The following is a 21,594-nucleotide window of genomic DNA, read 5'->3' as shown; positions in this document are numbered from 1 at the left end:
GCAGCTTGAAGGTCTGCAAACCCTCTGCGATACTCCTCCGACTCGGCTGTCCGCAGTGGCACGCTGAGTACCGTGTATCTCAGCTTGTCCGGGCTAAGAACTTACACCACGTCTTGGGACACAACCGGCGTGACTCTACGAACATACTTTCCCTGCAGCCAAAGCATTGGACCTAATGCAAAAAGGTAGAAGTAACGCTCCCAGTCACCAAAACTCCATTCTTTGTTCATGAAGGCTTCAGTATCGAGCCTAAGTTCCATGCAATTTTTCATGCGTCTCAGACGCTAACAACTGCCTTGTAAGAAGCACTGCATCTGCGACAAGGGTCGCATCCGTGTTTTGCAAGTGCTTCATCGCTTGCTTCAGATTAGGTTTTGACCATAAGCCAAACCGAGCGAGGCACTGCTGCTGCGCTGGTCAATCTCGCGCATCCGACGCTCAAGGTCATAGATGTCGGCCGCGTGTGAAAGGTAAACGTCATCGAAGTCTTTCTGGGACTTGATGTTCGGCATGAGTGAGACGATAAGCTGCGTAAGCTTTAAAAATATGGACATGGTAAGCCCTCCTGAAATTTGCAAGGTCAGTATAAGGGTTTACCCTATATTTTTGTGTTGAAGGGGCTGTTTTAGGGAAGCATGCCCATGTTGTCAATTTGCCTTTGATTTTTATTTCGGGGTGTTAACGTCGGGTACAACTGTGATGTTCCATGTCTGCAGCAGTTTTGCCCGCCTGGCTATCGTGAATTTTGATTGCTTGACCCGATGCAATGCCAGACTGGCAAATTTGGAGTCGTTCCTAACGGAGTTGAAATGGGTCTTATTGGCAATATTCTGTGGTTCATATTTGGTGGCTGCCTGATGGGGATCGGATGGTGGCTAGCCGGGTTGCTGGCTGCTGTCACCATCGTCGGCATTCCGTGGGCAAAAGCTTGCTTTGTCATTGGCCAGTTTGCGTTCTTTCCGTTCGGTAAAGAGGCTGTCAGTCGTAAGGATTTGACCAGGAAAGACGACATCGGAACCGGTGTGCTGGGGTTGATTGGCAACATCACCTGGTTCTTGTTTGCGGGCATCTGGCTGGCCATCGGTCACCTGAGTTCGGCGCTTGTTTGCTTTGTCACCATCATTGGCATTCCGTTTGGCATTCAGCACATCAAACTCGCCCTCATTGCCCTGGCACCCATTGGCAAAACCATTGTGGACAGATAAGTTGCCGCTGGGGGGCGTTTGCAAGCTTACGATCCGCCGGAATCACCGGTCACGGTCGTCCGGAATACCCAACATCGGATTCGGTGACGCGGTGACTCCGGCGCCACCGGCGATTGGCTACCCGGTTCTGCTGGAAGAATTTCCGGCACCGCAACTGCGGGCGTATCCGAAATACACTGTCGTTGCCGAAAAGTTCCATGCTGTGTGCCTGCTGGGACTAGCCAACACACGCATGAAGGATTGCTTTGATTTGTGGGTGCTGATGGAAGACGCCACACTTGATCCGTCCGAAATGTGCCGAGCAATTGAAGCAACCTTTGAGCGCCGCAAAATGCCCATGCCGACCAAGGTCCCCTTCGGGTTTACCGACGCCTTTGCAGGCGATTTAACAAAACAAACTCAGTGGAAGGCATTTCTGAAAAAGAATCAGCTTGATCCAATTGTGCTGGCCGATGTGGTGAGCAGATTGCGCGGTAGGTTTCAAGCGATCGCGGTCATTTGAGTCCGCAAGAAAGGCAACTTTGTGTTGGATTCGAATCCTGTGAAATGGTCGGGGCGAAAGGATTCGAACCTTCGACCCTCTGGTCCCAAACCAGATGCGCTACCAGGCTGCGCTACGCCCCGACTGCGACATTGTAAATGGTCAATAGCCATGAGTCGGCTGCAGATACCCCATTCCCCGCAAAATCGCGGCCACAACCTTCAAAAAGTATCTCGTGCATCATCACCATCCATCCCTGCCCTGGCTGGAGTCTGGCCAAAACTTTCCACCAGTGACGCAGGCGTGGGGACCTCACTCCAATGCGCCCGGTCTGTTGTGCGCCGGCGCTGATTTGACGGTGCCAAGTCTCTTCAATGCCTACCGTCAGGGGATATTTCCATGGTTCAGCGACCAACAGCCGATCCTCTGGTGGAGTCCGGACCCCCGCATGCTGCTGGCCGTCGAGGAGTTCCGGTTGCACGCCTCCCTGCGCAAAACCCTGAAAAAATTTGTCCAGTCACATGCCTATGAAATTCGGGTTGACAGCGCCTTTGAAAGGGTGATCAGAAACTGCGCCTCAAGCGCTCGGGCAGGTCAACACGGCACCTGGATCATTCCGCAGATGGTTCGGGCCTACCAGGACTTTCACGCGGCGGGTTTTGCACACAGTGTCGAAACCTGGACAAACGGTGAACTTCTGGGTGGTCTGTATTTTGTTTCGGTTGGTCGGGCCGTGTTTGGTGAGTCCATGTTTCATCGCACCACGGACAGTTCAAAACTTGCCTTGGCAGCATTGGTCGCGATGTGTCGACATTTTGGTGTCACCCATATTGACTGCCAGCAAAACACCCGGCACCTCGCGTCCTTTGGCGCCAGAGAGGTCGCTCGTGCCACGTTCATTCAGCAGTTGGATCAGGATATCTCCACGGCGCAACCCGCCTGGCAATTCTCGCCCCTATACTGGAATGAGATCGTCAACATTGGACAGTCTGATACGTGACGCTTGACCATCCACTCCATGCAGAGCAACTGCAGTTTTATGCCACAGCGAGCTACCCGTGCAGCTATTTGCCAGGGCGCGTGGCCAGATCACTGGTGCTTGCACCTCCACAAGCGGTCGACACCAGTCTATACAGCCGTCTGGTCGACAGCGGTTTCCGTCGCAGTGGCGCCTATATCTACCGTCCGCATTGCCACCCCTGTCAGGCCTGTGTTTCCATTCGTCTACCGGTGGCGCGCTTTGTTGCGAGCCGCAGCCAACGCCGGGCATGGGAGCAACACGCCACTCTGGAAGCCAGTTTGACCGCCCCGTTTTTCCTGGACGAACATTTCACCCTCTATTCGCGCTATCAAAAAAGCCGACACGCGGGTGGCGGTATGGACCATGACGACGTCCAACAGTATCTTGACTTCCTGATTCAGTCGCATGTCTCATCGCTGATGGTCGAGTTCCGCCAGCCAGCGCCATCGGGTAAGGTCGGAGAACTCAAGATGGTGTCCATCATCGACCGCCTGCACGACGGGCTATCGGCGGTATACACCTTTTATGACCCCACGCCAGGGCAAAGCCTGGGTACCTTCAATGTCCTGTGGCAGATTCAATTGGCGCAGCAACTTGACCTGTCCCACCTGTACCTGGGGTACTGGATTCAGCAATGCCCCAAGATGGCTTACAAAGCGCGCTTTCGGCCACACGAACTGTTTGTTGATGGTCGCTGGGTGTTAGATTTCACCAGATAAAATAACCCCTGTTTAGTCAGGAACAGGCATGCGAAAAATCGATTTGGAAACGCCCTCGACACCCTCGGTGCAGGTGATCGAGCGAATGTTCACCTTGCTCGATGTACTGGCGTCGCGCGAACAGGCGATGCCACTCAAGGAGATCAGTGAAAAAGCAGGTTTGCACCCGTCAACCACACACCGCATCTTGAACGACCTCGCGACCGGCCGCTTTGTGGACCGACCGCAGGCTGGCAACTATCGCCTGGGTATGCGTTTGCTGGAACTGGGAAATCTGGTCAAGAACCGTCTCAATGTCCGCGATGCTGCGCTGGAGCCGATGCGCGAGTTGCACCGCATTACCCAACAACCGGTAAATCTGAGCATGCGCCAAGGTGATGAAATCGTGTATGTCGAACGCGCGTACAGCGAGCGCTCGGGCATGCAGGTCATCCGTGCCATTGGTGGTCATGCGCCCTTGCATCTGACATCGGTTGGCAAACTGTTCCTGGCAGCAGACGATGCCCAAAAAATAAGAATGTACGCGTCTCGAACCGGGCTGAGCGGCCATACCAAGAACAGCCTGACCCAGCTGGCGAATCTTGAGCGCGAGCTCGCTAAAGTAAGGCGTGACGCATTTGCCACCGACAACGAAGAGCTGGAACTTGGCGTGCGCTGCATGGCCGCCGGCATTTACGACGATCAAGGCAAATTGGTTGCGGGGTTGTCCATTTCAGCACCAGCCAGCCGAATGGAAGAAGCCTGGTTGCCCAAGCTCAGGGCCACGGCTGAACAAATCTCACGTAGCCTGGGATATCACCGCTAATGCGCCATCAGTGAGCGAGCTTCAATCAGCGAATTGGTGCGGCTCGGAGCAGACTCGATCCAGCTGCGCACCCGTTCGGCATCGCCAAGGCGACTGAGTTTTCCCGCCGAATCCAGAAACACCATGATCAGTTTGCGCCCGGCCACCTGTGCCTGCATCACCAGGCATTGACCGGCCTCACTGATGTATCCGGTCTTTTGCAACCCAATGTCCCAGGTTGGATTTTTTACCAAACGATTGGTATTGTTGTATTGAAGGGTCCGGGCACCCACTTCAACCTGATAACCCGTTGAGGTGGTGAGTTCACGCAGCAGAGCGTCGCGGTGGGCAAAATCAACCAGCTTGACCAAATCCTGGGCACTCGACTGGTTGGCACTGGACAGCCCGGTCGGTTCGACATACCGGGTATCTTTCATGCCGAGAGCACGCGCCTTGGCGTTCATCAAACCCGTGAAAACCGGCAAACCACCCGGGAAGGTGCGACCCAAGGCGTGGGCAGCACGGTTCTCGCTCGACATCAGGGCAAGATGCAGCAGTTCACCGCGACTCAGCACACTGCCAACCCGAAGTCGGGAAGAACTACCTTTTTCGGTATCGACATCCTCCTGCGACACCGTGATCAACTCGTCCATCGAAAGATTGGCGTCACGAATAACCACCCCGGTCATCAACTTGGTCAGGGAAGCGATCGGAAGCACCGCCTTGTCATTTTTGCTGAACAAAACCTCGCTGGTATCCTGATCCACGACCAGCGCAACGCTGGACTTCAAATTGAGCGCATCGTCGTCCAAATGCAGTCCCGCCAGTTGCCCAAACGAAGCCCTTGGCGTGACCAGTGGCCGGCTCGCAAGCATGCTCTTGCGGTCAACACTGGCGTACTTCCCGGGTGTAGCGGCTCGTGTCGATTGGACAACCGGCGCATGCCGCTGTTTCTTGATTACCACGGCCTTTTTGGTTTTGACCACTTTGGCACGACTGCTGGCCGCCTGGGCGATTGTTGGCGCGGCCACCAGCAGCATCCCCAAGACACTCATGACACAAACCCAGGCGCGGGTTTTACCCCTCAACGCAAAAAATGGAATACCAACCATGGCCTGACTCCTGTGCCGACGACACCAAAGTCGCAAGTTTATACGCAAAAAGCCTCGCAAACACAAGTACTTGCGAGGCTTTCTTAATGCGGATGTGAACTTAACCCTGTGCTGCGACCCGCTCCGCCTGGCTGCTCAGTTTATTCAAGGCACTCAAATATGCTTTGGCAGAGGCCACCACAATATCCGGGTCGGCACCAACACCGTTGACCACTCTGCCACTGTTCTGCAAACGCACCGTCACCTCCCCCTGGCTCTCGGTCGATCCACTGATCGCGTTGACCGAATAAAGCACCATCTCGGCACCACTCTTGACGTTGATTTCGATGGCTTTCAGGGAGGCATCCACCGGGCCATTGCCGTTGGATTGCCCTGTGACCTCTTTGCCATCCATGGTCATGATCACGGTCGCCTGCGGCATTTCACCGGTTTCGCTGTGCTGTGCCAGGGACACAAACCCAAAGCGGTCATGACTTTGCGCCACATTCTCTTCGCTGACCAGGGCCAGAATGTCTTCGTCAAAAATTTCACTCTTGCGATCAGCCAGATCCTTGAACTTGATGAACGCGTTGTTGATTTCTGATTCGCTGTCCATGGTCACGCCCAACTCCTGCAACCGCAGTTTGAAGGCATTGCGACCGCTCAGTTTGCCCATCACGATTTTGTTGTTGCTCCAGCCCACATCTTCAGCGCGCATGATTTCGTAGGTATCACGTGCTTTCAGTACACCGTCCTGATGGATGCCCGACGCATGTGCAAATGCATTGGCACCCACCACGGCTTTGTTGGGCTGCACCACAAACCCGGTGGTCTGGCTGACCAGTCGGCTTGCTGCAACGATATGTTTGGTATCAATGCCCAAATCCAGCCCAAAGTAGTCTTTGCGCGTCTTGACTGCCATGACGATTTCTTCCAGTGAACAGTTGCCAGCGCGCTCACCCAAACCATTGATGGTGCACTCGACTTGCCGGGCACCGCCAATCTTTACACCGGCCAGCGAATTGGCCACGGCCATGCCCAGATCGTTATGGCAATGCACCGACCAAATGGCTTTGTCACTGTTGGGAATACGCTCACGCAGGTCCCTGATGAAATTGCCATACAGCTCAGGGATTGCATAACCCACGGTGTCCGGTACGTTGATGGTGGTAGCACCTTCGTTGATAACCGCCTCAAAAACACGACACAGGAAATCCGGATCTGAGCGATAGGCATCTTCAGCACTGAACTCGATGTCGCCCATCAAGTTGCGGGCAAAGCGCACCGCAAGTTTTGACTGCTCGAACACCTGGTCAGGCGTCATGCGCAATTTTTTCTCCATGTGCAACGGACTGGTCGCCAGAAACAGGTGCAGACGACCGGCGTTCGCAGGCTTCAGCGCTTCGGCTGCACGGGCGATGTCGCGGTCACTGGCACGCGCCAGCGAACATACGGTTGAATCCTTGATCGCCTCGGCGATCGCCTTGATGCATTCAAAGTCGCCGTTGGAGCTTGCGGCAAAACCAGCCTCGATCACATCCACCTTCAGACGCTCCAGTTGCCGGGCAATGCGCAGTTTTTCATCGCGCGTCATGGAAGCACCCGGCGACTGCTCGCCGTCGCGCAAGGTGGTGTCAAAAATTACCAATTTATCGCTCATATCCAGGCTCCATTTGATTCGATCCAGTCATTTTGAACATTTGCACACCCCAACAAAAAAGCCCGCTGCGGTGGCAAACGGGCTTTGAGTTGATGCATTCGCGCGCTAACAACGCCACCCGTCGGGAGGAGTTTCTAGGGCTAGTCGTTGCATGAACATGGTGGGAATGTAACACAGGTTTTTCCCCACAACACGGCGTGGCCGTTGGCAAGGCTTCAGTGCAGTCCCATTTCGTCGGGCTCGTCTTTCGACGTGCTGATCACGCTGGTCGGTACTCCCTTGGCCTTGCGCCAGAAGTAAATCAAATAGCCGCTCAGCCCGTAAACCACAAAAATACTGAACATCACGATCGGTGGATCAATGTTGATCACCGCGATCAAGATCACGATCAACACGATGAACACAAACGGCACGCTGCGCTTGACGTGAACGTCTTTGAAACTGTAAAACGGCACATTGGTCACCATGGTCAGACCCGCATACAAAGCCACCGCGAACATCGGCCATGCGAGGTCCTTGCCAACCACGCCAAGGTCCGTCGCCACCCAGATAAAACCCGCCACCAGTGCAGCCGCGGCAGGTGATGGCAGCCCCTGAAAATAGCGTTTGTCAACCACCGCCGTATTCACGTTGAAACGCGCCAATCGCAACGCCGCACAGGCGCAGTAAACAAATGCGGCGATCCAGCCCCATCGCCCCAGCCCCTTGAGAGCCCAGACGTAGGCAATCAATGCCGGTGCAGCACCAAACGACACCATGTCCGACAGCGAGTCCATCTGTTCACCAAACGCACTTTGCGTATTGGTCATACGTGCCACCCGTCCATCCAGGCTGTCAAGCACCATCGCGCAAAAAACCCCGACCGCGGCCAGATCGAAACGCCCGTTGATGGCCATCACCACCGCATAGAACCCACCAAACAACGCCGCCAGCGTGATGAGATTGGGAAGTATGTAGATGCCCTTGCGGCGCTTTCGCACCACAACATTGCCTTGGGAATCGAGTTCAGGATCTGGGGAGTCAAACATGGAGATCGCCTTTTGGGAGCAGGCCATAATAACAAAAGGCCACCGAAGTGGCCTTTTCAGCTAGGGTCTGAACCGCTTAGTTACGGGTTTGATCCACCAGTTTGTTCTTGGCAATCCAGGGCATCATGGCGCGCAACTGGGCACCCACCACCTCAATCTGGTGATCAGCGGTGTTGCGGCGACGCGCCGTCATGCTTGGGTAACCGGTGCGACCTTCAAGAATGAAGTTCTTCGCATAGTCCCCATTCTGAATGCGCTTGAGTGCATTGCGCATGGCTTCACGGCTTTGGGCGTTGATGACCTCCGGACCGGTCACATACTCACCGTACTCGGCATTGTTGGAGATCGAGTAATTCATGTTGGCGATGCCACCTTCATAGATCAGGTCGACAATCAATTTGAGCTCATGCAGGCACTCGAAGTAGGCCATCTCGGGTGCATAACCGGCCTCCACCAGGGTCTCAAAACCCATTTTGACCAGTTCAACGGCACCACCACACAACACCGCCTGTTCACCGAACAAATCAGTCTCGGTTTCTTCCTTGAAGTTGGTCTCGATGATGCCGGCCTTGCCGCCACCATTGGCCATGGCGTAGCTCAGTGCCAGTTCACGGGCACGACCACTCTTGTCCTGATGCACCGCGATCAGATGCGGAACACCACCGCCTTGTGTATAGGTGTTGCGAACAGTGTGGCCGGGTGCCTTGGGCGCCACCATCCACACATCCAGATCAGCACGCGGCACCACCTGGTTGTAATGCACGTTGAAACCGTGGGCAAACGCCAACGACGCCCCCTGCTTCATATTGGGGGCCACATTGTTGGTGTAAACATCGGCAATTTGCTCATCGGGCAGCAGGATCATCACCACATCGGCGATCCTGACAGCATCGTTGACCTCCATCACGGTCAGGCCCGCCTTACCCACCTTGTCCCATGAGGCACCACCTTTGCGCAGGCCGACTACCACCTTCACACCGCTGTCATTGAGGTTTTGTGCATGGGCGTGGCCCTGGCTGCCGTAGCCGATGATGGCGACGGTCTTGCCCTTGATCAGGCTCAGATCACAATCCTTGTCGTAAAAAACTTTCATCCATTTCTCCGTTGTAAAAATCAAATAAGCATGTGGAGCAGATTTTTGGTTCTGCCCGCCACCCACTAAACACGCAAAATCCGCTCTCCGCGGCCAATGCCACTTGAACCTGTACGGACCGTTTCCAGGATGGCACCGCGCTCGATGGCGTCCAGAAATGCATCATTCTTGGATTGATCACCCGTCAATTCGATGGTATAGCTGCGCTCGGTCACGTCGATGATGCGACCCCGGAATATATCCGCCATTCGCTTCATCTCTTCGCGCTCCTTGCCCACGGCCCGCACCTTGACCATCATCAATTCGCGCTCGGTGTAGGCGCCTTCCGTCAGATCCACCACCTTGACCACTTCGATCAGCCGGTTCAGGTGCTTGGTGATCTGCTCAATCACTTCGGCCGAGCCGGTGGTTTGGATGGTCATGCGCGACAGACTCGGGTCTTCAGTCGGCGCCACCGTCAGGGACTCGATGTTATAGCCACGGGCCGAAAACAGACCCACAACGCGAGACAGCGCGCCCGCTTCGTTTTCCAGCAAAACTGCAATGATATGTTTCATGATGGGGTGACTCCTCTTTTCGCTGCCCTCCCCTTGCAGCGGTAACTGCAAGGCTTGGCAAACAATAGATTCATCAAAAAAAAGTTGAGGTTAAGAATTTACAGATCTTCGATGCTGAGCAACATCTCGCTGATGCCCTTGCCGGCCTGCACCATCGGAAAGACGTTTTCGGTCGGATCGGTGCGAAAGTCCATGAACACCGTGCGGTCCTTGAGCTTGCGCGCTTCACGCAGGGCTGGCTCCACGTCCTGTGCACGCTCGATCAGCATGCCGACATGCCCGTAGGCCTCAGCCAGCTTGACAAAGTTGGGCAGCGCATCCATGTAACTGTGGCTATAGCGACCCTCGTACTCGATCTCCTGCCACTGGCGCACCATACCCAGGTAGCGGTTGTTGAGCGACACAATCTTGATCGGCGTCTTGTACTGCAAACAGGTGGACAGCTCCTGAATGCACATCTGCACCGAACCTTCACCCGTGATGCAAAACACTTCACTTTGTGGCTTGGCCAGTTTGATGCCCATGGCATAGGGAATGCCCACACCCATGGTGCCCAGGCCGCCCGAGTTAATCCAGCGTCTGGGTTCGTCAAACCGGTAATACTGCGCCGCCCACATCTGGTGCTGGCCGACATCGGAGGTGATGTAGGTGTCTGCGTCCTTCGTCATGTTCCACAGTGTTTCGACCACATACTGCGGTTTGATCACATCGTTCTGACCACGGTCATACTTCAGACACTGGCTGGCACGCCACTCATCGATGGTGGACCACCAGGCAGCCAGCGCATTGGAGTCGGGCTTGACCGAACCCTCCCTGATCATCGCGATCATCTCGGTGAGCACGTCCTTGACATCACCCACGATGGGAATATCAACCTTGACGCGTTTGGAGATACTTGACGGGTCAATATCGATGTGAATGATCTTTCGCTCATTCTGCGCAAAATGTTTGGGATTGCCAATCACGCGGTCGTCAAAGCGGGCACCGATGGCGATCAGCACATCGCAGTTTTGCATGGCGTTGTTGGCTTCCACCGTGCCGTGCATCCCCAGCATCCCGAGGAACTTGCGGTCGCTGGCGGGGTAGGCGCCCAGCCCCATCAAGGTGTTGGTGCAAGGGTATCCCAGCATATCGACCAGTTGGCGCAGTTCGGACGACGCGTTGCTCAGCAACACGCCACCACCACTGTAGATATAGGGACGCTTGGCAGCCAGCAGCAACTGCAAGGCCTTGCGGATCTGTCCGCCATGGCCCTTGCGCACCGGGTTGTACGAGCGCATTTCCACACTCTCGGGGTAACCGTGAAAGGCCACCTTTTTGAACGACACGTCTTTCGGAATATCCACCACCACTGGGCCTGGGCGACCACTACGCGCGATATGAAACGCCTTTTTCATGATCATCGCCAGATCGCGCGCATCCTTGACCAGAAAGTTGTGCTTGACGATCGGGCGGGTGATGCCCACGGCGTCACACTCCTGGAACGCGTCCATGCCGATGGCATGGGTGGGCACCTGCCCACTGATGATGACCATCGGGATACTGTCCATGTAGGCGGTGGCGATGCCGGTGACCGCATTGGTCACACCGGGGCCGGAAGTGACCAGCGCCACACCTACATCGCCGGTGGCGCGCGCATAACCATCTGCCGCGTGCACGGCCGCCTGCTCATGGCGCACCAAGACATGCTGGATGGTGTCCTGCTTGAAAAAAGCATCGTAAATGTGCAACACCGCGCCACCGGGGTAGCCCCAGATGAACTTGACGTTTTCGGCCTGCAAGGCCTTGACCAGAATCTCTGCGCCGCGCAATTCATGATCGGCGTGGCTGGCACCTGACTTGCCGGATGGCGCTGCGCTGGGGGACGAGTTTTGAACAGATGCCGTTTCGGCTTTTGATATTTCCATGATGAACCTTTGTGAATTTCTCTGACGAAAAACCTTGGGTGCTTCTTTGCAAACACTTGTGGCGTTGCAGCGAAACTTAAGACCAAAGCCACAGACGTATTGATGTTTTCGCCAGACTTTGACCCGTTTGCTTTAATTTGCAGCGCGCATTATCGCACCGCCACGGCGCATTCGCGGCCGTGTTGCGATGCAATAATCCACCTTGCTGCCCCATCGCAGGGCGATTGCGCTGCACGGCAGTCCAGCCACCGCTACGTTTCTTCACCACCATTGACCGTTCATGACCTCAGCCCAGCCCCCCCTCCCCAGCACGCCTGAGCCGCCGCTGGCACCCAGCCTGTGGCGGCGCATGGCCTGCTGGCTTTATGAAGGCATGTTGCTGTTTGGCGTGGTGTTCATTGCCGGTTACCTCTTTGGCACCTTAAGTCAGACCAAAAACGCCATGGACAACCGCCATGCCCTGCAGGCGTTCCTTTTTGTGGTGTTTGGCATTTACTTTGGCTGGCTGTGGGCCAAAGGGCAGACACTGGCCATGAAAACCTGGCATATCCGGGTGGTCGACCTGCGCGGAAACCCGCTCAGCCAGCGCCGCGCCTTGTTGCGCTACCTGTGGAGCTGGCTGTGGGTATTGCCACCCTTGGCCGTGTCGTGGTGGTTTTCGCTGACTGGTGGTGAGTCCGTGGTCATCGCCTTGGGCTGGGTCGCGGTCTGGGCGTTGCTGAGCCGTTTTCACCCGCGCCAGCAGTTCTGGCACGATGCGCTGGCCGGTACACAACTCATCTGTGTGCGCCCTGCCCCCAAGCGCTGACGGCGCCCTGCGTTCAGATCGCTGACTCGTCCATTTCACCGGTACGAATGCGCACCACGCGCTCCACACTGGTGACAAAAATCTTGCCATCGCCGATCTTGCCGGTGTGCGCGGCCTTGACAATCGCGTCCACGCACGCGTCGACATCATCCGTTTTGACCACCACCTCAACCTTGACCTTGGGCAGAAAGTCCACCACATACTCCGCTCCGCGGTACAGTTCGGTGTGACCTTTCTGACGGCCAAAACCCTTGACCTCGGTGACGGTCAGGCCGGTCACGCCACATTCAGCCAGCGCTTCACGCACCTCTTCCAGCTTGAACGGTTTCACGATGGCGGTAATTTGCTTCATGGCATTCCTTGTCTGATGAAAACTGGGGCCGCCCATTCTGGGCAGTTGCACCACGATTGTGCATGATTTATCCGTGCATCAAGCGCGGAACTTGTTGGTAATGGGATAGCGCCAATCCTTGCCAAAACTACGGTGCGTGACCCGGATACCCACCGGCGACTGGCGTCGCTTGTATTCGTTGATCTTGATCAGCCAGGTGACCCGCTCGACATCGGCACGCGCGTAGCCCGCCGCCACGATGGCCTCGATCGGTTCATCGTTTTCCATGTAGCGTTCCAGAATGCCGTCCAGCACCTCATAGGGCGGCAGGCTGTCCTGATCCTTCTGATCCGGCCGCAGCTCAGCGCTGGGCGGACGGGTGATGATGCGCTCGGGAATCGGCTCTTTGCCAGTGCTGTAGGGATCGTGCAAATTGCGCCAGCGCGCCAGCCGAAACACAGTGGTCTTGGCCAGGTCCTTGATCACGGCAAAGCCGCCCGCCATGTCGCCGTACAAGGTGCAATAACCCGTGGCCATTTCACTCTTGTTGCCAGTCGTCAGCACAATGCTGCCAAATTTATTGGAGAGCGCCATCAGCAGCGTGCCCCGGATGCGCGCCTGGATATTCTCTTCTGTCGTGTCTTCGGCCAGGCCCTTGAACTCCCCGCTGAGTGTGGCCTTGAACGCCTCGAACTCGGGCACGATCGACAACTCGTCGTACCTGACCCCCAGGCGTTGCGCCATGTCGCGCGCGTCAATCCAGCTGATATCAGCGGTGTATGGCGAAGGCATCATCACCGCGCGCACCCGGCTGGCACCCAGTGCGTCCACGGCAATCGCCAGTACCAGCGCCGAATCAATGCCGCCCGACAGACCCAGCAGAACCGAGGGAAAGCCATTTTTGCCAATATAGTCGCGCACCCCCAACACCAAGGCGTCCCACAAGTCCTCATCTGCGCTGCGCTCAGCAGCCACTTCAGCTTCCAACATAATAGCTGACTTATCCCATCGTACTTGCGCCAAGAGGTTATTTTCCATGAAACTCGGAGCTCGCCCGGCAAGCGATCCATCGGCATTGAGCAAAAACGAATGTCCCTCAAACACCACCTCGTCCTGCCCGCCCACCAGATGCGCGTAGACCAGCGGCAGGCCGCAGTCGCGCACCCGCTCACGCATCATCTGTTCGCGCTCGTAGCCCTTGCCAACATGAAACGGGGACGCATTGATGACGGCCAACAGCTCGGCACCCGCTTCGCGCGTGCGTCGCGCCGGCAAGTCAAACCAGGCGTCTTCACAAATCAGCAAGCCCACTTTGACCGTGTCGCCCGGCTCGCCGGCCTCAAACACACACACCTCGTCGCCCGGTGTGAAATAGCGCCGCTCATCAAACACCTGGTAGTTGGGCAGCTCACGCTTGGCGTAGGTCGCAATGACCTGCCCCTCGCGCAGCACGCTGGCGGCGTTGTAGCGCGCCGGCACCGCCACCGAGCGGGTGCGGCTGTCGCCCCCGGTAGGGTGACCCACCACCACACAAAGGTCTTTCAGGTGAGCCAATGCGTCAGCGAGCGCTTTCACGGCATCATCACACGCGGCTATGAAGGCACGGCGCAAAAACAGGTCTTCGGCAGCGTAGCCGCAAATCGACAACTCGGGGGTGAGCACCAGCCGCGCACCTTGCTGGTACGCGCAGGTGGCTGCATGAATGATTTTTTGCGAGTTACCCGCCAGATCGCCCACCACCAGATTGAGCTGGGCAATTGAGAGTTTGAGTGGCATGAAATGGTTTGAAAGATGAAGGACAACAACACCGCTTTGGACGCCGATGATTATGTCATCCGGGTGCTGAACGCACCCCAGGCTGTGCCCTTGCCGGCTTGGAACGCCCTGCTCCACAGCCAGGACGCACCCACGCCATTCATGCGCCTGGAATACTTGCGCGCCCTGCAGGACAGTGCTTGTGCCGACGCTGCCAATGGCTGGGATCCGCACTTTTTCCTGCTGGAGCGAGACGGCCAGCTGCAGGCCGCCACGGTGCTCTATGTCAAGAGCCACTCGCAGGGCGAATTTGTCTTTGACTGGGGCTGGGCGCGTGCCTACCAGCAGCACGGGCTGGACTACCACCCCAAAGCGGTGTGTGGTGTGCCCTTTTTACCGGTGACCGGCAGTCGGCTGCTGGCACGCAGCGCAGACCAGCGCGCCCTGTTGGCACAAAGCCTGTTGGCCTGGTGCGCGCAACAGCAACTGACCGGCTTGCACGCCCTGTTTATCAGCCCACAAGACGTGCAGGCCTTGACCCAGGCGGGCCTGCTCACACGCCACACGGTGCAGTTTCATTGGCACAACACCACACCCGGGTATGCCAACTTTGACCAGTTTCTGGCCAGCCTGTCGCAAGAGAAGCGCAAAAAAATCCGCCAGGAGCGTCGCAAGGTGTCGGATGCCGGGGTGCGTTTTGAGGTGCGCTGCGGCGCCGAGATCAACAGCGCCGACTGGGATTTTTTCTACCGCTGCTACGAGCGCACCTACCTGGAGCACGGGCAGCACCCCTACCTTAATCGGGACTTTTACGCGCGCATGCAGTCGACCATGCCCGACGACTGGCTCATGTTCATCGCGCACCTTGACGGGCAGCCAATCGCTGCCAGTTTGATCGCCATCAACGCAAGCAGCCAAAGCGCCAACGCCGAAAATGGCAATCAGAACCTGGCCAAAGTGGCGTTCGGTCGCCACTGGGGCGCGCTGCAGCGCGTCGACTGCCTGCACTTTGAGGCCTGTTATTACCAGCCGCTACAGTGGTGCATTGAGCACGGCTACCAGCATTTTGAAGGCGGCGCGCAAGGCGAGCACAAACTCGCGCGGGCCTTGCTGCCCACGACCACGACCAGCGCCCACTGGCTGGCGCACCCACAGTTTTTTGCGGCGATCGACAACTTCCTGCACCGTGAGCGGGCCGGCATTGAGGACTATGTCGAAACCCTGAACGAGCACAGCCCCTTCAAGGCGCATTGAGTTTTGACAAGTCGATTCGCCCGTCACTGCGGATAATGCCAATCCATGTTCATCAATTCAGTCCTGTTGGTTCTGGCGCTAATGGCGGCGCTGTTGCTGCGCCCCTGGCGTCTGATGGCGGGCGGCTTGCGGCTCACCCCGGTGCTGGCCACACTCACGCTGGTGCCCTGGCTGTGGGCCATGCCCAGCCTGCACAAGATGCCTTTGCAGTTACAGGGCTCGGGGGCCTGCCTGGTCGTTCTGATGCTGGGTTGGCCTCTGGCCATACCGGTGCTGTGCGGGGTCGGGCTGATTGCCGCTCTGATCTCGCCCATGCCCTGGGAGATCGCGCTGGATCTGACCGTCTGGCTGGGTGTGGTGCCGGCCACGCTGGCGCTGGGCTTGGGGCTGGCGATTCGGCGCTGGATTGGCGCGCACCTGTTTGTCTATATTCTGGGGCGGGCTTTTCTGGGCACCGTACTTTGTGTGTTTACCTCGGGCATTCTGGCGCAATGGGCTGACCACAGTCTGCCCGGCATTGACGATGGTCTGAGCCTGGTGGCGCACTGGCTGGTGGCCTGGGGCGACGCGTTTCTGACCGGCATGTTTACTGCCCTGCTGGTGGCCTACAAGCCCGAGTGGCTGGCGACCTGGTCAGATGGGTTGTACCTGAAAAAACCCTGAGCTCGGCCGAGCCTCAAAACAGCGCCGCAAAACGCTCCACTTGCCGCGTCGGGCCGGCCACGATCAGGTGGTCGCCGGGTTTGACTTCGGTCTCGGGTCTGGCGTAGATAAAGTCTTCGTGACGCCGCTTGATGCCCACCACGGTGATGCCATGGCGCTTGCGCACGTCGGACTGCGCCAGCGTCTTTTTGTGGGTTTCCATGGGTGAGCGGGTCTTGGCGATGGCAAAACCATCGTCAAACTCGATGAAATCGATCATCTTGCCGGTGACCAGGTGCGCCACGCGCTCGCCCATGTCGGTCTCGGGGTACACCACATGATGCGCACCCACGCGTTCCGAGATGCGACCATGCTGCGGGTTGTTTGCCTTGGCCCAGATGTCTTTGACGCCGAGCTGGCTCAAGTTGAGCACGGTCAGCACGCTGGCTTCCAGGTCGCCACCGATGCTCACCACGGCGTGGGCAAAGTCATGCACGCCAAGCTGGCGCAGGGTTTCGACATCGGTGGCGTCGGCCTGCACAACATGCGGCAACACGCCTGAGAGGGACTGCACGGTCTCGGGGCAACTCTCGATGGCCAGCACGTCGTGGCCAAGTTCGACCAAGGAGGTGGCCACGCCGGTGCCAAAGCGGCCCAGACCAATCACCACCACGCTGCCCGACAGGGCTTTGGTTTCTTTATCCGACAATCGGTTTCTCCTCAGGGTAACGGAAATTGCGCCGCAATTGGTTGGTGGCAATGGCAACGGCCAGCGTCACCACCCCAACCCGCCCGACAAACATCAACGCGATCAAGATGCATTGCGCTGCGGGCACCAGCTCAGCGGTGATGCCGGTCGACAAACCGACCGTGGCAAACGCCGACACCACCTCAAACAGCACTTTTTCGTAGGGCAGCGACGTCAACGGCAAAATCAGCAGCATTGCCAGCGCGATCGTGGCCGCCCCCAGCGCGACCACGGTGAGTGCCTGGCGCTGCACCGGGCCCGCAATGCGCCGCCCCCGAAACTCCACGTCCTGATTGCCCCGGATCTCATTCCAGACCACCAGCACCAACACAAAGAACGTGGTGACCTTGACGCCACCGGCCGTGCCCGCACTGCCCCCGCCAATGAACATGAGGGCAAAGTGCAACGCGAGCGACTCGTTGCTCAGCCCGGCGATGTCGATCGCGTTAAAGCCAGCGGTGCGCGCCGACACCGAGGTGAACAGCGACGCAAGCACTTTGGTCGCCCATCCCAACGGCCCCAGGGTTTTGGGGTTGTCCCATTCGGTGGCGAAAAGGATGGCTGCACCGACCAAAATCAGTGCAATCGACCCCCAGATGGTGAGCACCGTGTGCATCGACCAGATCGGCCGACGCCGCCCGCGCTCAACCATCAGCTCGTGCAGCACCGGAAAACCCAGCCCGCCGATGATGATGCACGCCATCAGCGGCCCGAGCACAATGGCGTCGCCCACAAAGCGCATCACGTTGTCGCTCCAGGTGGAGAAACCGGCGTTGTTGTAGGCCGACACCGAGTGAAACAACCCCTGCCACGCCGCCTCGCCCCACGGCATGCCGTACCCCAGCGCAAAGCGCAGCATCAGCACCCCGGCCATGGCCAGTTCGGTCACCACCGTCACCCACAGCACCAAGCGCGCGACACTTTTCACGTCGCCCAGCGCCAGAGAATGGGTCTCAGCCTGCAGCAGTTTCTGGGTGCGCAGGCGCATGTGTTTGCTCACCAGCAGCCCCATCAGGGTGGCGGCGGTCATGATGCCAAAGCCACCGATCTGGAACAGCGCCATGATGATCACCTGCCCGGCACCGCTCCAGTAGGTGCCGGTGTCGACCACCACCAACCCGGTCACACACACCGCCGAGGTGGCCGTGAACAGCGCCACCAAAAACGGTGCCACCTCGCCTTTGGCGTGCGCCAGGGGCAGCATCAGCAAGCTTGTACCCAGCAGAATCACCGCCAGAAACAGCAGCACCAAAACCGTGGATGGGTGTAAAAAATTGATCTTCAAAGACGGATTCAAACGCTAAACAGCTACTATTGTTATAGCTGCCTGCGCTTTGCACTAAAGCGCTGGAGGCATATTATGCATAAACTTTGCGGTCACATCGGCAACTTGGGCCAGACTTGACTTGCCACCCGCAGCATGTTCGCACCGAGGATTTGAGCAACTTCTGCGGCACTAAAGCCCGCCGCCAGCAAAGCCGCATCGAGCTGCTCCCAGGTGTTCAGCGGCGTGTATTTGACGCTGGCGATGCCATTGCCATAACCCGCAGCCACCGGCCACCAATAGGCGGGGTCGAAATTTGGCGGGCGATCATCCAGGTCGTCTTGCGAAAAGCCGTTGTCCAGCCCGATACCCACATGTTGTACACCCACCAGATCCGCCACATAAGCGGCATGGCGCGCCACATCCTGCGCGCCTGGCGTGTCGGTGCCCAAAAAGCGCGACACCCCTGACAAGCACACCACCCCGCCGGTGGCGGCGCAGGCGCGAATCTGCTCATCGGTGATGTTGCGCCCGTGCTCCACCAGCGCCAGCGGGTTGGCGTGGCTGAAGATCACCGGCTGGCTGGATGCGACCATGATCTCCAGGCTGCAGCGCCGCCCGGTGTGCGAGCAGTCCATCAGCAGGCCGGCCGCATTCACTGCGGCCACCATCCGCCGCCCCAGCGCGGTGAGGCCGCGCGGCTCATCGTGACAACCATCGGCCACGCTGTTGTTGCGGTTGTAGGCGAAGTGAATTTGCCGCACCCCCAAGGCGGCGTACAGCGCCACCATCTCGGGTTGATCCAGCAAGGGCATGGCGCCTTCGAGGTCAAAGCCAATGGCGATTTGGCCGCCCGCCTTGGCACGCTCGATGTCGGCCACGGAATTGGCCTGGACATAACGATCCGGGTGCGCCGCGATGGTAGAGCGAAAGCCGGCAATCACCGACAGCACCTGCGCCAGCGGGTTCATGTCCATACCGACGTTGATCGACACGTAGTTCAAACCACCCGCACGCAACTGGTCAATTGGCGCAAAACTCGCCTGCGGATGCAGCGGCAGGCACATGTGGGCATCCCATCGGGTCATGATCTTCTCCAGAACGGCAAGGCCGCCATCATAGTGACCCGCAGGGTGTGTCCAGGCTAAAAATAGTCGTTGTGGATGTTGTGAATCAGCAGAACGTCAATCCCGGCCATACCGGCGCGCGCTGCCGCCTGCAGCCCCAGCCTGGAGTCCTCAAACACCACACACCGTGCGGCGTCCACACCCAGTAACTCGGCGCAGCGCAAAAAGGTGTCAGGTGCGGGCTTGGCGTTCAGTACCTGATCGGCACCCACGACCACGTCGATGTAGTGGTGCAGACCACACTGTTTGAGCACCAGCCTGGCCTCGGCGGTGTTGGCACCAGTGCCGATGGCCATGGGTTTTTCGCCGTGGTACTTTTTCACCACATCGATCAGGTCAGTGGGCTGAACAAAACGGTGCAGGTTGTCACGCACACACTGTTCCTTGAATTCGTTCATTGCTTCGACACTGGCCGGCACCGAACGGTTGAACCTGTTCAGCAGAATTTCGAGCGTCTCCCGCGTTGGCACCCCGGCCAGGGAGCGCATCAGCGGACCATCAATCGGGATGCCGTACTTGTCGAGCGTCGCTCTCCAGCTGAATTCGTGCAGCTGGCCGCTGTCAACCAGCGTGCCATCCATGTCAAAGATCAGTGCGGCGTAGTCGTCGTACATGTCCTACCCTTGTCCAGGTGGGTTGATTCTTGCGCCAGCTTATGCATCCACCCAGGCGCACTCACAGGTGAAATGGCGCAAAAACTGCGGTTGTTTGGTAATCTTCACGCCGCGGATGCTGGCCGCCTTTTCCTTGACCTCGGCAATCACCTCGGCCGCATAGTCAAAGTGGCTTTGGGTGTACATGCGCCGGGGGAAAGCCAGGCGCACCAGTTCCATGCTGTGGTAGGTCTCGGTGCCGTCCGTCAGGCGTTTGCCAAACATCACCGAGCCAATCTCGACGCCGCGAATACCGCCCTCCAGGTACAGCGCATTGCACAGCGCCCAGGCCGGGTAATGCGCAATCGGCATGTCGGGCAGCACCGTGCGCGCGTCGATGTAGACCGCGTGGCCACCGGTGGGTTTGACAAAGCCCACACCAGCTGCCTGCAGCCGCTCACCCAGGTATTCGGCCGTGCGCAGGCGGTAGCGCAGGTAGTCCTCCTGCATGCCTTCCTCCAGCCCCACCGCCAGGGCTTCCAGGTCACGCCCGGCCAGGCCGCCGTAGGTGGGAAAGCCCTCGGTCATGATCAGCACATTGCGCACGGCGTCCATCCACTCTTCGCTGCGCAGCACGATAAACCCGCCAATATTGACCATGCCGTCTTTTTTGGCGCTCATGGTGGCGCCGTCGGCATAACTGAACATCTCTTTGACGATGTCGGGGATGGGCGTGTTCTCGTAGCCGGGTTCACGCATCTTGATGAACATGGCGTTTTCCGAGAACCGGCAGACGTCCATGATGAAGGGCTTGCCATATTTTTTCAGCAGCGCCGCGTAAGCGCGAATGTTGGCCATGGCCACCGGCTGCCCGCCGCCAGTGTTGTTGGTCACCGTGAGCATGCCAAACGGAATGCGGTCGCCCTGCTCTTTGAGCAGCGCCTCGGCGCGCGCCAGGTCAATATTGCCTTTGAAGGGGTGAATCAACGCGGGCTGCAAGCCCTCGGCAATTACCAGGTCCAGCGCCTCGATGCCCAGATACTCCAGATTGGCACGGGTGGTGTCAAAGTGGCAGTTGTTGGGCACCACGTCGCCCTTTTTGCACACCGCAGTGAACAGCACCTTTTCAGCCGCACGTCCCTGGTGCGTAGGCACAAAGTACTTCATGCCGGTGATCTTCTGGATGACCGCCTCGAGCCGGTAAAAGCTGCGTGCGCCGGCATAACTCTCGTCTCCCTCCATGATGGCGCCCCACTGGCGGCTCGACATGGCACCGGTGCCCGAGTCGGTCAGCCAGTCAATCAACACGTCTTCGGCGCGCAGCTTGAACACATTGAGTTTGGCGGCTTCCAGCAGGTCCACCCGCTCGTCGCGACTGGTCATTCGGATGGGTTCGATGCTTTTGATGCGAAAGGGTTCGATCAGGGTTTTGGGCATGATGGGCTCGGTGAAATTGAAAGTGGCGTGAAGGTAGCACCTGCAAAAACAGCATGGTGTCGGGTATTTCCAACATCGATCAAATTTCG

22 protein-coding genes and 1 tRNA gene are annotated in these 21,594 nt (G+C 57.9%); 8 read left to right on the top strand and 15 right to left on the bottom strand.

The genetic code is table 11. The annotated features are described in order from the left end of the window. Positions 1-362: 362 nt before the first annotated feature. Positions 363-554, bottom strand: a complete 192-nt coding sequence (locus tag KBF66_RS10790; RefSeq protein WP_296656258.1) for a DUF3563 family protein — start codon at positions 552-554, stop codon at positions 363-365. 255 nt (positions 555-809) lie between these two features. On the opposite strand from KBF66_RS10790, the gene KBF66_RS10785 reads away from it, so the two are divergent. Together KBF66_RS10785 and KBF66_RS10780 are read left to right on the top strand one after the other, a co-directional pair. Further along, positions 810-1,205 carry a YccF domain-containing protein gene (locus KBF66_RS10785; protein ID WP_296656256.1) on the top strand — a complete coding sequence of 132 codons (396 nt, stop codon included), beginning with the start codon at positions 810-812 and terminating at the stop codon, positions 1,203-1,205. Continuing rightward, positions 1,102-1,707 (top strand): nucleotidyl transferase AbiEii/AbiGii toxin family protein, encoded by a 606-nt coding sequence (locus KBF66_RS10780; protein ID WP_365732543.1) that lies wholly within the window; start codon positions 1,102-1,104, stop codon positions 1,705-1,707. The genes KBF66_RS10785 and KBF66_RS10780 overlap by 104 nt, the downstream gene beginning before the upstream one ends. Positions 1,708-1,752: 45 nt before the next feature. On the opposite strand, the gene KBF66_RS10775 is transcribed toward KBF66_RS10780, so the two are convergent. After that, positions 1,753-1,829: transfer RNA gene (locus KBF66_RS10775), tRNA-Pro, on the bottom strand. A gap of 92 nt (positions 1,830-1,921) precedes the next feature. On the opposite strand from KBF66_RS10775, the gene aat reads away from it, so the two are divergent. The 3 genes from aat to KBF66_RS10760 are packed head-to-tail and all read left to right on the top strand — an operon-like array spanning position 1,922 to position 4,231. Beyond that, entirely contained in the window at positions 1,922-2,686 is a 765-nt protein-coding gene (aat, locus tag KBF66_RS10770) for a leucyl/phenylalanyl-tRNA--protein transferase (protein WP_296656254.1), read from the top strand. Next, the gene (locus tag KBF66_RS10765; RefSeq protein WP_296656251.1) at positions 2,683-3,426 is read left to right on the top strand and encodes an arginyltransferase; all 744 of its coding nucleotides are present in this window, start codon (positions 2,683-2,685) and stop codon (positions 3,424-3,426) included. Before aat ends, KBF66_RS10765 begins: the two co-directional genes overlap by 4 nt. A 28-nt stretch (positions 3,427-3,454) precedes the next feature. Further along, a complete protein-coding gene (locus tag KBF66_RS10760; protein WP_296656248.1) occupies positions 3,455-4,231 on the top strand; it encodes an IclR family transcriptional regulator in 777 nt (258 codons plus the stop codon). Here the strand turns inward: KBF66_RS10760 and KBF66_RS10755 are convergent. The 6 genes from KBF66_RS10755 to KBF66_RS10730 form a co-directional block, all read right to left on the bottom strand. Beyond that, complete coding sequence (locus KBF66_RS10755; protein ID WP_296656260.1) at positions 4,228-5,265, bottom strand: serine hydrolase; 1,038 nt, start codon at positions 5,263-5,265, stop codon at positions 4,228-4,230. The two genes, KBF66_RS10760 and KBF66_RS10755, sit on opposite strands and share 4 nt — an antisense overlap. Positions 5,266-5,422: 157 nt before the next feature. Continuing rightward, the gene (locus tag KBF66_RS10750; RefSeq protein WP_296656245.1) at positions 5,423-6,961 is read right to left on the bottom strand and encodes a 2-isopropylmalate synthase; all 1,539 of its coding nucleotides are present in this window, start codon (positions 6,959-6,961) and stop codon (positions 5,423-5,425) included. A gap of 215 nt (positions 6,962-7,176) precedes the next feature. Next, entirely contained in the window at positions 7,177-7,989 is an 813-nt protein-coding gene (gene pssA / locus KBF66_RS10745) for a CDP-diacylglycerol--serine O-phosphatidyltransferase (RefSeq protein WP_296656243.1), read from the bottom strand. Positions 7,990-8,065: 76 nt separating this feature from the next. Further along, a complete protein-coding gene (gene ilvC, locus KBF66_RS10740) occupies positions 8,066-9,082 on the bottom strand; it encodes a ketol-acid reductoisomerase (RefSeq protein ID WP_296656239.1) in 1,017 nt (338 codons plus the stop codon). 65 nt (positions 9,083-9,147) lie between these two features. Next, the gene (gene ilvN / locus KBF66_RS10735; protein ID WP_296656237.1) at positions 9,148-9,639 is read right to left on the bottom strand and encodes an acetolactate synthase small subunit; all 492 of its coding nucleotides are present in this window, start codon (positions 9,637-9,639) and stop codon (positions 9,148-9,150) included. Positions 9,640-9,737: 98 nt separating this feature from the next. Beyond that, positions 9,738-11,546: an acetolactate synthase 3 catalytic subunit gene (locus KBF66_RS10730; protein ID WP_296656235.1), complete on the bottom strand. Its 1,809-nt coding sequence runs from the start codon at positions 11,544-11,546 to the stop codon at positions 9,738-9,740. Between the two features lie 280 nt (positions 11,547-11,826). Between KBF66_RS10730 and KBF66_RS10725 the strand changes: the two genes are divergently transcribed. Continuing rightward, entirely contained in the window at positions 11,827-12,354 is a 528-nt protein-coding gene (locus KBF66_RS10725; protein ID WP_296656233.1) for an RDD family protein, read from the top strand. Positions 12,355-12,367: 13 nt separating this feature from the next. On the opposite strand, the gene KBF66_RS10720 is transcribed toward KBF66_RS10725, so the two are convergent. Beyond that, positions 12,368-12,706, bottom strand: a complete 339-nt coding sequence (locus KBF66_RS10720; RefSeq protein ID WP_296656230.1) for a P-II family nitrogen regulator — start codon at positions 12,704-12,706, stop codon at positions 12,368-12,370. A 78-nt stretch (positions 12,707-12,784) separates the two neighbouring features. Then, the gene (locus KBF66_RS10715; protein ID WP_296656228.1) at positions 12,785-14,461 is read right to left on the bottom strand and encodes an NAD+ synthase; all 1,677 of its coding nucleotides are present in this window, start codon (positions 14,459-14,461) and stop codon (positions 12,785-12,787) included. Between the two features lie 15 nt (positions 14,462-14,476). Here KBF66_RS10715 and KBF66_RS10710 point away from each other — a divergent pair, with 15 nt between their 5' ends. Both KBF66_RS10710 and KBF66_RS10705 read left to right on the top strand, forming a co-directional pair. Beyond that, positions 14,477-15,694 (top strand): GNAT family N-acetyltransferase, encoded by a 1,218-nt coding sequence (locus tag KBF66_RS10710; protein ID WP_296656226.1) that lies wholly within the window; start codon positions 14,477-14,479, stop codon positions 15,692-15,694. A gap of 45 nt (positions 15,695-15,739) precedes the next feature. Then, entirely contained in the window at positions 15,740-16,357 is a 618-nt protein-coding gene (locus KBF66_RS10705; protein ID WP_296656224.1) for a hypothetical protein, read from the top strand. 13 nt (positions 16,358-16,370) lie between these two features. Here KBF66_RS10705 and KBF66_RS10700 read toward each other — a convergent pair whose 3' ends face one another. The 5 genes from KBF66_RS10700 to KBF66_RS10680 all read right to left on the bottom strand — a co-directional run bounded on the left by KBF66_RS10700 (position 16,371) and on the right by KBF66_RS10680 (position 21,505). Then, positions 16,371-17,045, bottom strand: coding sequence for a TrkA family potassium uptake protein (locus KBF66_RS10700; protein ID WP_296656221.1), 675 nt, complete (start codon positions 17,043-17,045; stop codon positions 16,371-16,373). After that, positions 17,035-18,369 (bottom strand): potassium transporter TrkG, encoded by a 1,335-nt coding sequence (locus KBF66_RS10695; protein WP_296656219.1) that lies wholly within the window; start codon positions 18,367-18,369, stop codon positions 17,035-17,037. The genes KBF66_RS10700 and KBF66_RS10695 overlap by 11 nt, the downstream gene beginning before the upstream one ends. A gap of 92 nt (positions 18,370-18,461) precedes the next feature. Further along, on the bottom strand, positions 18,462-19,436 hold the full coding sequence (locus KBF66_RS10690) for a membrane dipeptidase (RefSeq protein ID WP_296656217.1): 975 nt from the start codon (positions 19,434-19,436) through the stop codon (positions 18,462-18,464). A gap of 56 nt (positions 19,437-19,492) precedes the next feature. Continuing rightward, positions 19,493-20,089, bottom strand: a complete 597-nt coding sequence (locus KBF66_RS10685; RefSeq protein WP_296656215.1) for a beta-phosphoglucomutase family hydrolase — start codon at positions 20,087-20,089, stop codon at positions 19,493-19,495. A gap of 39 nt (positions 20,090-20,128) precedes the next feature. Further along, positions 20,129-21,505 carry a tryptophanase gene (locus KBF66_RS10680; RefSeq protein WP_296656213.1) on the bottom strand — a complete coding sequence of 459 codons (1,377 nt, stop codon included), beginning with the start codon at positions 21,503-21,505 and terminating at the stop codon, positions 20,129-20,131. Positions 21,506-21,594 lie beyond the last annotated feature (89 nt).

It is taken from the genome of Rhodoferax sp., assembly GCF_018063565.1.
In the GTDB taxonomy this organism is placed as follows: Bacteria; Pseudomonadota; Gammaproteobacteria; order Burkholderiales; family Burkholderiaceae_C; genus Rhodoferax.
The sequence above is the reverse complement of the archived record's forward strand: the minus strand, read 5'-3'. Positions and strand labels throughout refer to the sequence as shown.